10 protein-coding genes are annotated in these 13,860 nt (G+C 69.2%); 3 read left to right on the top strand and 7 right to left on the bottom strand.

The features are described 5' to 3' along the window. Positions 1–32: 32 nt before the first annotated feature. From IF23_RS0120810 to IF23_RS0120800, 3 genes are all read right to left on the bottom strand, one after another. Positions 33–908: a transporter substrate-binding domain-containing protein gene (locus IF23_RS0120810; RefSeq protein WP_030285824.1), complete on the bottom strand. Its 876-nt coding sequence runs from the start codon at positions 906–908 to the stop codon at positions 33–35. A gap of 96 nt (positions 909–1,004) precedes the next feature. Next, positions 1,005–2,018: a hypothetical protein gene (locus IF23_RS0120805; RefSeq protein WP_030285822.1), complete on the bottom strand. Its 1,014-nt coding sequence runs from the start codon at positions 2,016–2,018 to the stop codon at positions 1,005–1,007. After that, the gene (locus tag IF23_RS0120800; RefSeq protein WP_030285820.1) at positions 2,015–2,476 is read right to left on the bottom strand and encodes a hypothetical protein; all 462 of its coding nucleotides are present in this window, start codon (positions 2,474–2,476) and stop codon (positions 2,015–2,017) included. The genes IF23_RS0120805 and IF23_RS0120800 overlap by 4 nt, the downstream gene beginning before the upstream one ends. A gap of 403 nt (positions 2,477–2,879) precedes the next feature. Between IF23_RS0120800 and IF23_RS0120795 the strand changes: the two genes are divergently transcribed. Then, positions 2,880–3,587, top strand: coding sequence for a copper homeostasis protein CutC (locus IF23_RS0120795; RefSeq protein WP_030285818.1), 708 nt, complete (start codon positions 2,880–2,882; stop codon positions 3,585–3,587). 58 nt (positions 3,588–3,645) lie between these two features. Here the strand turns inward: IF23_RS0120795 and IF23_RS0120790 are convergent, their stop codons facing one another. Beyond that, complete coding sequence (locus IF23_RS0120790; protein WP_030285816.1) at positions 3,646–5,772, bottom strand: HelD family protein; 2,127 nt, start codon at positions 5,770–5,772, stop codon at positions 3,646–3,648. A 508-nt stretch (positions 5,773–6,280) separates the two neighbouring features. Between IF23_RS0120790 and IF23_RS0120785 the strand changes: the two genes are divergently transcribed. Further along, positions 6,281–6,517, top strand: coding sequence for a hypothetical protein (locus IF23_RS0120785; protein WP_051739750.1), 237 nt, complete (start codon positions 6,281–6,283; stop codon positions 6,515–6,517). A 182-nt stretch (positions 6,518–6,699) separates the two neighbouring features. After that, positions 6,700–8,034, top strand: a complete 1,335-nt coding sequence (locus IF23_RS0120780) for a glycosyltransferase 87 family protein (RefSeq protein ID WP_245655044.1) — start codon at positions 6,700–6,702, stop codon at positions 8,032–8,034. A 10-nt stretch (positions 8,035–8,044) separates the two neighbouring features. Here IF23_RS0120780 and IF23_RS0120775 read toward each other — a convergent pair whose 3' ends face one another. The 3 genes from IF23_RS0120775 to IF23_RS34110 form a co-directional block, all read right to left on the bottom strand. Continuing rightward, positions 8,045–9,697: a DNA repair helicase XPB gene (locus tag IF23_RS0120775; RefSeq protein ID WP_030285810.1), complete on the bottom strand. Its 1,653-nt coding sequence runs from the start codon at positions 9,695–9,697 to the stop codon at positions 8,045–8,047. A 116-nt stretch (positions 9,698–9,813) separates the two neighbouring features. Then, positions 9,814–12,201 (bottom strand): ATP-binding protein, encoded by a 2,388-nt coding sequence (locus tag IF23_RS32885; protein WP_078654127.1) that lies wholly within the window; start codon positions 12,199–12,201, stop codon positions 9,814–9,816. Further along, positions 12,198–13,853, bottom strand: a complete 1,656-nt coding sequence (locus IF23_RS34110) for a hypothetical protein (RefSeq protein WP_157848047.1) — start codon at positions 13,851–13,853, stop codon at positions 12,198–12,200. The genes IF23_RS32885 and IF23_RS34110 overlap by 4 nt, the downstream gene beginning before the upstream one ends. Positions 13,854–13,860 lie beyond the last annotated feature (7 nt).

The raw sequence follows: 13,860 nt of genomic DNA, 5'->3' as shown, positions 1-13,860 counted from the left end.
GACAGCCGGACCGTCCATGGCCCCCGGGCCGGTCAGGCGGCGGGCGCGTCCCGGCAGGACAGCTGGCCCACGGACTCGGCGGACGGCTTGAACTCCGTCTGCCAGTTCTGCACATGGTTGGCGATGGACGGCAGCGAGAGGGCGAAGTCCCGCTCCCAGTCGGTGCCGTTGAGGTAGTCGCGCAGCTTGTCGCTGAGCTTGCGGCAGTCCGCGCGGTACTTCTTCGCGATGGCGATGCCGTAGTCGTTGGGGGAGCCGACGACGATCCCGGGCACCACGTGCAGCTCGGGGTACTTCTGGGTGAAGCCGTACAGGATCATCTGGTCGGTGGAGACCGCCGTGGCCCGGCCCGCCCGGAGGTCGTCGATGCAGCGCGAGGCGTCGGCCACCTGATAGACGCTGATGCTGCGGTACGCCTCCCTGTTCAGCTCGTCGAAGGAGATGGCGCCCTTCCAGGTGCAGACGGCGCGGCCCTTGAGGTCCTCCAGCTTCTTGATGCGTCCGGCGTCCTTGTTCCGGATCATGACGCCCTGGGACGTCGTCGCGTAGGGGCCGATGAAGTCGGTGTCCTTCATCCGCGTCGGGGTGATCGAGAACGTCGCAGCGACCAGATCCTGGTCCCCGTCGGCGATCACCTGGCTGCGGTTCTCGGACGGCACACTGCTGAAGTGCCCCTTGGCGCCGACCTCTTCGAGCAGATGCCGGGCCACGGTGACATCGAACCCGGCGAACTTGTAGGCGGCCTCCTCGCCGGTGCCCGGCTGGTCGTTCTTCACCCCGACCGACACCGACCGCTGGTCGAGGAGGGTCGGCGGCCGGTCGTCCGCACAGGCGGACGCGGCCAGCGCGGTCAGGACGAGCAGCACGGCGCCGACGGAGGCGCGGCGCCGCGGTGCGGCTGAAGTCATGGAATCTCCCCGTTGTGCGTGGTGTGGCGGGTGGGACGCGGCGGCGGCCGGGCGGGCGTACGCGGTGGCCGGTCGCGGCCCCGCGTACGGCCCGGGTCAGGAGTCGTGCAGCACGGCGGAGACGGCCCGGACGTCCGTCCGGCAGTTCCGCCCGGGATCCTTGTCCGCCAGCGTCACCTGGATCCGTACGGAGGTGGTGCCGGAGGTCAGGACGAAATCCAGGGGGTGGCCGGAGCGGACGGGCAGCTGCGCGGGGGCGCCGCCGTTCATCAGATACGCGGTCGCCGAGGTGCGGTACGTGCACGCCGGGGCGCTCGGGTCCCAGTCCGACACGGTCAGGGTCAGCCGCAGCCGCTCCCGGGGCTCGCGCAGCTCGGCGGGGCCCAGCGCGAAGGTGACGGTGTTGTCCCGGCCGGTCAGCGGCAGCTTGCCGCCCGCGACCTGCACCTGACCCGTCACATCGATGTCGGCGTGGGCGGCGGCGTACTGGAACGAGAGCCAGCCGCCGACCGTGGCCAGCACCGAGACCAGCGACAGCGCACCCACCGCCGCCACGCTCGGCGTCCTGCGGATCAGCACCCGCACCGCCCCCGCGGCGACGGCGAGGACGGCGAACGAGAGGCACAGCGCGTACTGACCCACCGGGCCGCGCGGGTCGGTCGTCTGGGCGATCACCAGGGCGGCGCAGGCCAGCAGCAGCGGCAGCCAGCGGGCGCTGGGGTGCATCACCCAGCGGATGATCACGTTCTTGATGTCGTTGGCGGCGATGGAGTGCGGGCCGGTGGTGACGGGGTTGTTGTGCCGGACGTCGTGGTGGTGGACCTCGGGGGCGGGCCCGCTTCCGGCGGGGCGGCGGCCCTTCCCGGAGGGCTTCCCGGCACCGGCCGGGCGCGGCTCATCGGCGCCGGTGTCGGCACCGGTCGCGGCTTCGGCGCGCCCCGGCTTCCCGGCGTCGGCCCGCGGCCCGGAAGCTCCCGGCTTCCCGGCTCCGGTACGGCGCTGACCTGCGCTGTTGTCGCCGGGGCGCGCCTGGCCCGGCGGGTTCGGGGTGCCCGCGCTCCCCGGGCGTCTCGCGCTGTGGGAGCGGCGCGGCGGCTTCCCGCGGCTCATGAGGCGGCCCCGGTGTCCGTGCCGCCGCCCAGATGGACGGTGCCGTGCACCACACCGATCGCGGCGGAGTGGTCCCCGTAGGTGGTGGGGGAGTTGATCGTGGTGCCGGAGAGGCGCGGGGCCAGGTGGGAGAGGAAACCGGCGGCGTCCCGCGCGGTGACGGGACCGGCCAGCCAGGCGGCGAGGGCCTCCGCCAGCGCCTGCCGCTCGGTGTCGTCCAGCCGGGCCAGCCTGCCGTCCAGGGTGGCCGCGCGGTCCGCGTCGAGCACGGGCTCCGTACCGCCCCCGATGCGGTCGGCGCCGTGCCCCAGCAACCGCTGGAAGAAGCCCTCACCGGCGTCGACCGCGCGATCCGTGATCCGCTGCTGGGCCGCGGTGAGCACGGACGTACCGAGGCTGCTCGCCGCCAGCGCGAGATACGGAGCGATCTCGGCGGACACCGTGGCCAGTTCTGACATGTGACTCTCCCCCCGTCGGCGGGCGTCCGCGACCTGCCGCAACGCCCTTACAGGGAAGGCGTGTTACCCATATCCGCCGGGTTTCACACCATCTTCTCAACCGGGCCCGAGGCGGGCGGAAGGGCATCTCTCCGGGCGTAAAACGCGCCGCCCGGAGAGGTGCCGACGGGGCGGGCGGTCCGTCGTCCGGAACGGCGTTCCCCGAGGGTGGCGGGTGGCGGCGCCCCGCCGCACCGGGGTGGGTACGGAACGTTTCCGGCCGTGTCCGTTCCGTAAAAAACCCGTGGAGCGGCGGGCACCGTTTACGCTGGGCCGTGATTGGACTAGACCTATCGCGGCGGCTCCCCGGGCGTCGCCACCCACACGGCGCCCGTCCGCCACACCCACCACCGATTGGGGTCCCATGAGTAACCGCGCACTGCTGGAGGTGATCGCGCTCGACCCGCAGGACGCGGTCGCGGCGCAGACCGGCGGGGCCGACCGCCTCGAACTCGTCACCGACATGGCCGCCGACGGGCTCACCCCGCCCCGCGCCGTCTTCGCCGCGATCCGCGCCGCCGTCGACATCCCCCTCCGGGTGATGCTCCGCCACAGCGGCGGCTTCGTCGCGGGCGACGTGGACGCCCTCCGCGCGGACGCCGCCGCGCTCCGCGCCGAGGGCGCCGACGAATTCGTCCTCGGCTTCCTCACCCCGGACGGCCACCCCGACCTCGCCACCGTACGGGCGCTCACCGAGGCGATCGACGGCTGCCGCTGGACCTTCCACCGCGCCCTCGACCACGCCGCCGACCGCACCGCGCTCCGCACCGCACTCGCCACGCTGACCGGCGGTCCGGACACCTTCCTCACCGCCGGAGCCGCCACCGGCGTCGCCGACGGACTGCCCACCCTCCTCGCCGAACACGCCCGCACCACCGCAGGTGAGCCCGGCTACGCCCCGCAGGTCCTGGTGGGCGGCGGCCTCACCCTGGAGCACCTCCCCACCCTGTGCGCGGCCGGGGTCGACGCCTTCCACATCGGCGGCGCCGCCCGCCCGCACGGCTGGTCCGCCCCCGTGGACGCGGCGGCCGTCCGCCGCTGGCGCACCGCCCTGGACGGCGCCGAGGGGTGACCGACCCGGGGCGCGCGCCGCACCTGCCCGCGCCCCGGGACACACAGTCCCGACGGGTCTACGCGACCGCGCCGCCGCCGTCCGTCAACTGCTCCGGCAGCCCCGTCGCGTGGACGACCGTCAGCCCCGACACCGGACGGGTCAGACAGACGTAGAGACGGCGCAGACCGGTGCGCTCGTCCGGCTCGCCGTCGACGATCGCGGCGGGCTCGTCCAGCACCACGTAGTCGTACTCCAGACCCTTGGCCAGCGTCGCCGGCACCAGCGTCAGCCGCGCCTCCGCGGACGTCTCCTCACCCGGCGCGAGACAGCGCAGCCCGTCCTCCTCCAGGGCGGCACGCAGCCCCGGCACCCGGGCGTCCGCCGCGATCAGACCGATCGAACCCTCCTTGGCCAGCGCATCGTGGCACGCCGCCAGCACCGAGGCGTCCAGCGTCTCCGGGCGCACCGTACGGATCTCGAAATCGCCCGCCGCCTCACGGATCGAGGTGGCCTCCCGCAGATCCGGCGCGATGGCCGGAAGCAGCCGGGAGGCGTACGCGATGACCTCACGCGGCACCCGGAACCCCTGCGTCAGCTCCTCGACCACCGAACCCGGCTTCCCCATGTGGCGAAGGGCCTCCTCCCAGGTGTCGGTCGCCCACGGCGTGGTCCCCTGGGCGATGTCCCCCAGGACCGTCACCGAACCCGTCGTACAGCGGCGGCCCACCGCGCGGTACTGCATCGGCGACAGGTCCTGCGCCTCGTCCAGCACCACATGGCCCAGCGACGGCGTCCGCGCCACCAGGTCCATCGCCTCGTCGATCAACACCGCGTCCGCCGACGACCACTTGGCGCTCTTCACGCTCCGCGCCGGCTTCACCCACAGGATCGCCTTCTGCTCCTCGGGCGTCAGCAGCCCCTCGGCGTGCGCGGCCAGGAACTCCGCATCGCCCAGCAGCCGCAGCACCAGCTTCGCCGGATCCACCGGCGGCCAGACCGCCTTGACCGTCGCCTTCACCGCGGCGTTCCGCGCCACCGCGTCCTGCACCCGGTCGTCCGGCGCCTCGCCCGCCTGCTCCATCCGCACCAGCACCGCATGCGCGATCCGCTGCGGCAGCGCCTCGCGCGCCGCGCCGTAGCGGATGTCCCGGTCCCGCAACTCCTCCACGATCTCCTGGAGTTCGTAGGCCGGAATGCGCCAGCGCCGTGAGCCGCGCACCACCACGCACGCCTCCTCGGGCGGTGTGATGTGCGCGCGCACCGCCCGCCGCAGCACCTCGGCCATCCGCGCGTCGCCCTTGACCGACGCGGCCACCGCGTCGTCCTTGGCGCGCACCTCCACATGGCCCACCAGGGAGTCCACGGTGGCCTGTTTGACCTCCAGCTCACCCAGGGCCGGCAGAACCTGCTCGATGTAGTGGAGGAACGAGTCGTTCGGCCCGATGACGAGGGTGCCCGAACGGGCCAGCCGCTCCCGGTGCGCGTACAGCAGATACGCGACCCGGTGCAGACCCACCGCCGTCTTCCCGGTGCCCGGCGCCCCCTGGACGCACACCGAACCGCTGATCCCGGCACGGACGATCTCGTCCTGCTCCGGCTGGATCGTCGCGACGATGTCCCGCATCGGGCCGACGCGTGGCCGCTCGATCTCCGCCTGGAGCAGCTGACTCGTCCGCTCCGCCTCCGCCGGATCGCTCAGGTGCTCGTCCTCGTACGCGGTCAGCTCGCCGCCGGTGTAGCCGAACCTGCGGCGCATCCGGAGGTCCAACGGGTCCTTCTTGGACGCCCGGTAGAACGCCTGGGAGACCGGCGCACGCCAGTCGATCACCATCGGGTCGCCGTGCGCGTCGTGGACGTGGCGCCGCCCGATGTAGAAGTTCTCGCCGTCGTGACCGCCCGCGCCGCCCTCGGACGGGTCGAGGCCCGGCGCGTGCAGATAGTCCAGGCGGCCGAAGAAGAGCGGGGTGTGGGCGAGATCGGCGAGCGCCTTGATCCGGGCGTCGATCTCGCCCTGGAGGACCTCGGCGTTGACCCAGTTCGCGGTGACGTCGGCGATGTTCAGCGCCTCGGCGTCGGCGCGCATCGCGCGCAGCGCGGCCCGGGAGGCGGCGAGATGGTCCCGCTCGCTGCCGAGCGGATCGGCGCCCTCACCGGCGGCCGGGGCGTGCGGTTCGGGTACGGGGTGCTGGGCGTGCGCGGGCACGGGCGTTGCCTCCGGTGGACTCTCACTGCGGCGGGCGTGCGCCACGGCGGGCGGGCACGGCGGGCCGTCGTACGGAACGGACGCCGGATGGCGCCACGCCCGCGGGGACGTGGGGCGGTCATCGGCGTGGTGCGAAGGACCGGCCGGTTTCCGTCCGGTCGGCGGCGCTCCTCGACGGAAGACCGGCGGGAGGCAGGGAGACGCGCGATTCTAGTCAGGGGGCGGGCGGGGCGCCAACGCAATTTCCGCGGACCGGACGGGGCGCGGCTGCGGCCGTCCGCCGGGCCGCTCCGCCCACCGCACCGCCCGGCCCGTCCGCGCAGGTCGGCGGGGAGATGTGGCGGTATGACCCGCCGACCTGCGGCCGCCGCCGGGCCGTCCCCCTTCCGTAGGGGGTACGTACATCTCCGGTAGGGGGTGCGGGTGATACCGCAGTCAGAGGCCCATCGGTCCGGGAATGGGTCCATGGGCCGATGTGCGGCATTCGCGTGAAAACCATGATGGAGGCATGAGCAGCGCAACGATCAGCCCCGCAGCCGGACACCCGGCATCCCTGCACCCGATGAAGGGCGCCACCGCCCTCGGCCCCGCCCACAGCGGCCGCCACCCGGTCGGCAGCGCCCTGCGCGCCGTGAAGGTCTTCGCCTCGGCCGCCCTCAGCGTCGTCCTCCTCGGCGAGTACGGAGAGGAGGGAGCCGACCGCCGCACCTCCCGCACCCGCGACGCCGCCGGGATACGTCCCTGACCGGCCGCGTCCCCGACGGGACCACCGACATCCGGCAGCGGGCCGCCGCCCGCCTTCGCCACCGCGCGTCCGGGCGCGTTCCACACCGGACATCTGGTTGACCGGAAACGGTTACGGGCCGTCGGCCCTGATCGGTTAGCGTCGCCGCTGAAGAGCGCGCAGGACGACGGGGAGGGGAACGAGTGTCTGCCGCCGACGGGACGCGGACGTGGACATGGAGGCGCACCTGGGCGCAGAGCGTCGCGCACCCGCACCGCGCGGTCATCGCCGGGGCACTGCTCGCGGCCTCCCTCATCGGACTGGGCGTGCTCTACACCGTCCACCCGCTGGCCATGCCCGACATCGAGGTCTACCGCGCCGAGGGTCAGGCCGCCGCCTCCGGCAGCGACCTCTACGGCTTCACCACCACCAAGTGGAACCTCCCGGCCACCTACCCGCCCTTCGCCGCCCTGCTCTTCATCCCCACCACGTGGATCTCCCTCGCCACCCTCAAGGTCGCCTGCTTCACCGCCAACGCCGCCCTGCTCGCCGCGCTGATCCAGCTCTCCTGCAAAGCCGCCGGGGTACGGCGCTCCGCCTACACCGCGCCCGCCGTGCTGGGCGCCACAGCGCTCGGGATCTGGCTGGAGCCGGTGTTCCAGACCCTGATCTTCGGCCAGGTCAACCTCGCGCTGACCTGCCTCGTCCTGTGGGACCTGAGCCGCCCGGACGGCGCCCGCCTCAAGGGGCTCGCCGTCGGCATCGCCGCCGGGGTGAAGCTCACCCCGGCGATCTTCGCGGTCTATCTGCTGGTCACCGGCCGGGTGAAGGCCGCCTGCACCGCGCTGGCCGGATTCGTCGGATCGGTCGTCCTCGGCTTCCTGGTGCTGCCGGACGCCAGCATCGACTTCTGGACCCGGCGGATGTTCGAGACCGACCGGGTCGGCAAGGTCTGGATCGTCGACAACCAAGCGCTCCAGGGCCTGCTCGCCCGTGTGCTGCACACCCCCGAGCCCGGCGCCGTCTGGGCGGTCGCCGCGCTGCTCACCGCGGTCGGCGGACTCTGGGCCGCCTACCGCGTCCACCGGCGCCGCGGCTCGGACCTCTGGGGCGTGCTCTGCACCGCCGTCACCGCGCTGCTGGTCTCGCCGATCAGCTGGTCCCACCACTGGGTCTGGTGCGTCCCGCTGCTCATCGCGCTCGCCGCGCACACCTACCGCATCCCGTGGCGCCGCGCGCTGCTCGCCGCCGTCACCGTCGCGTTCACCGCCCGCACCCTGTGGATCGTCCCGCACGCCGGTGACCGCGATCTCCACTTCAGCTGGTGGGAACAGCCCCTGACCTCGCCCTACCCGCTGCTCGGCCTGGCCCTGCTGGCCGCGGTGGTGTGGCACACCCGCACCGCGCCCGGGGCGCCGGGCACGCCCTCCGGCACCGCCGTGCCGCGCCCCCGGACCGGCGCCCGCGCGGTCCGAATACCGGCCCCGGCGTCGGCCGTACCGGACGGCGCCCGGGAGCCGGTGCAGGGCGCGGGCTGAGCCCGAGGGCTCAGGCGTCCTCCTCCGCGGAGAGCAGCTCGGTCGCGTCCACGATCCGGTACGCGTAGCCCTGCTCGGCGAGGAAGCGCTGCCGGTGGGCGGCGAAGTCCTGGTCGACGGTGTCGCGGGCGACGACGGAGTAGAAGCGCGCCTCGTGCCCGTCCGCCTTCGGCCGCAGCACCCGGCCCAGCCGCTGCGCCTCCTCCTGACGGGAGCCGAAGGTTCCGGAGACCTGGATCGCGACGGTCGCCTCCGGCAGGTCGATCGAGAAGTTCGCCACCTTGGAGACGACGAGCACCGAGATCTCGCCCTCCCGGAAGGCGTCGAAGAGCTTCTCGCGCTGCGCGTTGGTCGTCTCGCCCTTGATCACCGGGGCGTCCAGATGCGCGCCCAACTCGTCCAGCTGGTCGATGTACTGCCCGATGACCAGCGTCTGTTCGCCCTGGTGCCGCCGGACCAGCGCCTCGGTGACCCGCTGCTTGCTGCCGGTCGTCGCGCAGAAGCGGTACTTCTCCTCGGTCTCCGCCGTCGCGTACGCCAGCCGCTCCGAGTCGGAGAGGCTGACCCGCACCTCGACGCAGTCCGCGGGCGCGATGTACCCCTGCGCCTCGATCTCCTTCCACGGCGCGTCGAACCGCTTCGGGCCGATCAGCGAGAAGACGTCCGACTCCCGGCCGTCCTCGCGCACCAGCGTCGCGGTCAGTCCGAGGCGGCGGCGGGCCTGGAGGTCGGCGGTGAACTTGAAGACCGGCGCGGGCAGCAGATGGACCTCGTCGTAGACGATCAGGCCCCAGTCCCGGGAGTCGAACAGCTCCAGATGCGGATAGACGCCCTTCCGCTTCGTCGTCAGCACCTGGTACGTGGCGATGGTGACGGGCCGGATCTCCTTCTTCGTCCCGCTGTACTCGCCGATCTCCTCCTCGGTGAGCGTGGTCCGCTTCACCAGCTCGTGCTTCCACTGCCGGGCCGAGACGGTGTTGGTGACCAGGATCAGCGTGGTGGCCTTCGCCTGCGCCATCGCACCGGCCCCGACCAGCGTCTTTCCCGCACCACACGGCAGTACGACGACACCGGAGCCGCCGTGCCAGAAGCCCTCCACGGCCTGCTGCTGGTACGGCCGCAGCGCCCAGCCGTCCTCGGCGAGCGCGATCGGGTGCGCCTCGCCGTCGACATATCCGGCGAGGTCCTCGGCGGGCCAGCCGAGCTTCAGCAGCGTCTGCTTGATCTGCCCGCGCTCGGAGGGGTGCACCACGACGTTGTCGGGGTCGAGCCGCGCGCCGACCAGCGGCTGGACCTTCTTCGACCGCAGCACCTCCTCCAGCACCGGCCGGTCGGTGGTGGTCAGCACGAGCCCGTGCGCGGGGTGCTTGACCAGCGTCAGCCGCCCGTACCGCGACATGGTCTCGGCGATGTCGACGAGCAGCGCGTGCGGCACCGGATAGCGGGAGAACTGCACCAGCGCGTCCACGACCTGCTCGGCGTCGTGCCCGGCGGCCCGCGCGTTCCACAGTCCGAGCGGTGTCACCCGGTACGTGTGGATGTGCTCGGGCGCCCGCTCCAGCTCCGCGAACGGCGCGATGGCCCGTCGGCAGGCGTCCGCCGACTCGTGGTCCACCTCCAGCAGCAGCGTCTTGTCGCTCTGGACGATGAGAGGTCCGTTCACGCGCCTCGCCTTCCTACGTGAGTGCCACCCGGCCGACCCCGTAGCCGCCCGGTCACCGACCACGGCCCGAGGCCGGGCGGGTGGCCAAACGTCCAGTGTGCCGCATCCAGGAGTGATCAGGCCCAGGCTGTGGTGGCGGGGATGGCGACCCCGTTCTGCTTCCGCACCTGGTCGGCATGGGACAACGCGACAGCGGCGCTCTGGGCGTCGCCCGTCTGTTGGTAGAGCTCGGCAGCGAGCATCAGGTTTTCCAATGCTTCGGCGTTGTGGCCCTGCCGGAGGAGAGTCACCGCCAGGCCGCTGAGCTCGAAGGCCAAGCCGTGATCGTCTTTGCTCTCGAGGAACAATTCCATGGCATGGGTGTGCAGAGACATCGCCTTGTTCCACAGCTCTTGCTGCTGACGGACACGCGCCATGTTGCCCAAGGTCATGGCCTCACTGCGACGGTCGCCCAAGCTCCGGAAGACGTCCAGCGCTTCCTGCTGGGCGGTCAGAGCCGTGTCGAGCTGTCCCGCAGCGACTAGTGTGCCTCCGAAGTTGGAAAGCTCGATCGCTCGCTCGTGGGGCGTGAGCAGGCCGTCGGGCATTTCGAGCGACTGTTTGTGCAGCTCTATGGCTTGTTCGGGCATTCCGACAATACGGGTCACCTTGGCGAGAATCCCCAGGACCTGTGAATGACTGTGCAGGTCACCCTGATTCTGGAAGATTTTCGCAGCCTTGCGGAGAGTGCGGAGGGATTCTTCCATACGGTCCAATACAATGAGGGTTTCGCCTGCGTTGCTCAACGCTTGCGCTGCTCCGTTCCGGTCACCGGCACGTTTGAAGAGCCGAGCGGCTTCGGTGTGCGCCGCCAGTGCTTGCTTGAACTTGCGCTGTTCGTGCAGAGAGAGCCCGAGGTTGTTCAGCGCGCCGGCCAGGGCTTGGCGGTCCCCGAGCTTCTGGCAGATCTTTATGGATTTGCGGTGCTTGCGGGCGGACTTGTCGAGCTTGCGCATGTCCCGAAGTACCACTCCGAGAGAGCTGAGCAGGCCGGCCTCGCGGTGGTAGTCCTTCCGTTTTCGACTCGACTGGATGGCCGCCGTCAGGACCCTCCTGGCATCTTCCAGGTAATGCATTTCCCTCAGGAAATATGCGAGAGGCACCGCAAGGGCCACACACATCAGATCGTCTCCGGCCGAGTGAGCCCACAGGGCGGCCGCTATCAGAGAGGAGCGTTCGCTCTCCAGCCACTCCAATGCCATGCTGCGATCAGGGAAGCGCGATTTCTCGGCGGAGTCCGGTTCAATCGGCCTCCGAAGTCTTCCACAGGCCAGGCTGGCCATCTCATAGTAGTAAGCGAGCAACCGCGCGATTCCCTCGCCCCACGAGTCGTCGCTCGAAATGAGCAGATCCCAGGAGTAGAGACGTACCAGGCTGTGCTGCTGCCAGCGTCCGTATGGCTCTCGTGGCTCGACCAAGTTCCGGCGGTTGAGATCCTCCAGGAGCCGCCCGGTCTCCTCGATTTCCCCGCCGTACGCCTTCGCTGCAGATTCGGTGGAAAAGTCGGGGCCGGGGTGCATGGAAATAAGCCGGAAGAGTCTGGCCTGTTCCTTAGAAAGCCTTCGATAGGACAGCTCGAAGGCTGCCGTCACGGTACGCTTTTCACGGCTCAACAGTGGGAGTCTGGAATGATTTTCTTCAAGTTCCCGACACAGGTGCGACAAGGGACGCTTCGGCGTATCTGTGAGAGCAGATGCCAGAATGCGTAGAGCCAATGGCAGCCCGCCGCACAGAGCTACGATCCGATGAGCTGCGTCGGTCTCGGCGGCTACACGTGAGTCCTCAGGGAGGGCCGTGCGAAGTGCTTCCTCCAGCAGATCCGCTCCTTCCGCAATGGGTAGCTCCCGCAATATCAGCGTCAGCGCTTCCAGCTCCGTGAGGGAGTGTCGAGAGGAAACCAGGGTGGCGGTGCTCATATCTCCCGGCAGGAGATACCGGAGCTTTTCGGTAGGGGGTATGTCGTCGAGGACGACCAGGACTCTTTTCCCTGCTGCGGACAGAGCGCTGAGTGCGGAGCGATATACATTCGCCCTGTCATCGATGCCTGGAGGGATATGCTGCTGGGGGATGCCAAGCGCTCGTAAAAGGGTCCCGAGTGCTCTCTTCACCGAGACCTTGCGCTTGTTATCGTATCCGTGGAGATCGGCGAAAAGGACGCCGCCGGGGAACCATCCCTCGTTCTTCAGTGCCTGATGCGCCACCTGGAGCAGAAGTTCGGTCTTTCCGGTACCGGCAAGTCCTGTCACTGCGACGGTGCATGCCGAGTTCTTTGGTGCTGGCGGTTGGAGGAGAGCGAGGGCTTGTTCCATTTCGACATGGCGCCCTTTGAATACGGCCGACTGCCGGGGCAGGCCGGCGAGTGCCGGATCCTGGCGGTCGGGGAGTGTCAGGGAGATGTTCTGGCCCTGAAAGACGTAGCTGAAGGCGATATTCCCGCTGGCGTGGTTCTCTACGTTGAAGGTCATTGATTATTCTGTCGGTTCCGTTTCACTGCCTTAGTGAAGGCGATAACCTCAGCCATGGTGAATGCGCTTTTGTTTTCCTCCGTGACCATATATCCAACCTCGCGCGAAGCATGGATGAGGGCCGGATCGATTCCCAGTTCTGCGGCGTGACCTGCCATTTTCAACATCACTTCGTCGAAGTGTGCCTTTGTGAGTGGAGTTGGCTCGTCGGCTTCGGGGTCGAAGAATACGGGATCATCGGGATTTGGCTCGCGGCCAAACTTTTCGATGAAGAACTCTCTTTGCTCTCTCAGTGCTTCCTGAATCTCCTGGCCGTGCGGACTGTCGGCTGGAATATGAATCACGGAACTTCCATCTGCGTTCCATATGCGCTCGACGGAGTGGCTGCTTGGAAGATTTGTGGATCCTGTTCCGTCTTTTTTCTTCCGGGTCTTTTTTCGTGCCGCTGCGCGCACAATCGCGCGCCGCTCGGCCCATGATTCGTCCGACTTCTCTGAGGTGGTGATTTCTTCTTCTGTTTCGGCTTCCTCTTCCGCTTCGAGAGCGCTCTCTCGGGCGGCAGTGGTCAGGCGCATTCTGGCATGCATGCCAGCCCAGTCGAGCATGTCAGGAGTGATCTCTGCATTCCTTGTGAGTACCTCTTCGGTATTCATTTCGAAGGCCAGGCGCGGCAATGCGAGGCCAGGTGAGCTGGTCCACAGCAAAGCTTCGGAGGGGATCGATTCCACGAATGCGGGAACGGCGAACAAATAGCCAAGGGTGTCAGATGCCGTCAGCTCCAACGTGGGTGCGACAAGAAGGATGTCGAGCACCTGAGTCAGTGGGGATGCCTCGTCTAGGGAGGTTGCCCAGACCACGGCATGGTGGACCATACATTCCAGCGATTCGCCAGGCTTCGCCATGAGTGCTGCGTACAGTGCCGGCAGCAGCATGCCGGGTTCTTCATCAACTGGTAGGTCGGATTCCTGGAACCGGCGCAACCCTTCTCGGAGGATCGACCGAGGTGTGTCATCGGCCCACGACTCCGCTTTGGTCTGCTTCCAGAATTTCTGGATGCGTTCCTTTGCGTCTTCTGGTGGGACGGGAAGTTGCAGATCTGGAGAAGGGCCATGGACTGCGCGGGACTCTTGAAGCGCGGAACCGGGGAGCAGTCGCCGAGGCAGCCGGCGTTGATCGAGCCCAGCTGCTTCGAGTCGGCCGGCGAGTGCCAGCATTACTTCCCCTTCATCAACTGGGAGCGCCAGCTCTTCGCTCAGTGAGACGGCTTCCCGAACAAGGCGTAGAACACCCTTGCCGTGCACGGTGTGGCGCAGAAGACGCAGCCAGGCATCACGCGCGTTGGAAAATTCGTATTCATCGTGAAATTTGAGAGGGAAGGCGGCTCCCAGGAAAAGTGTGTCCAGTGGGTCAATTTCCTGGATCCATTTCGGGGCCTCTTCCTGCTGCGCGGCGTACCCTAGCAATCCGTAACCGAGTGCATAGGCGCCGGCCAGGCTGATATCCCCTGGTGAGCTTGCGCGCACCAACCGACAGAGCGCTTCCTCCCCCAGAGTTTGTGGATCACTGCTTCCTCTGGCTTCGGGCGAGGTGGCCGCAGTGTGGTCCGTCCGCGCTTGCCGTGTCTGCTTCTTCCTTCGCGATGCTTTCCCCATTTTCCCC

It is taken from the genome of Streptomyces catenulae (assembly GCF_000718015.1).
In the GTDB taxonomy this organism is placed as follows: domain Bacteria; phylum Actinomycetota; class Actinomycetes; order Streptomycetales; family Streptomycetaceae; genus Streptomyces; species Streptomyces catenulae.
Note: the sequence above shows the minus strand (reverse complement) of the source record. Positions and strands in the feature narration are given on the sequence as shown.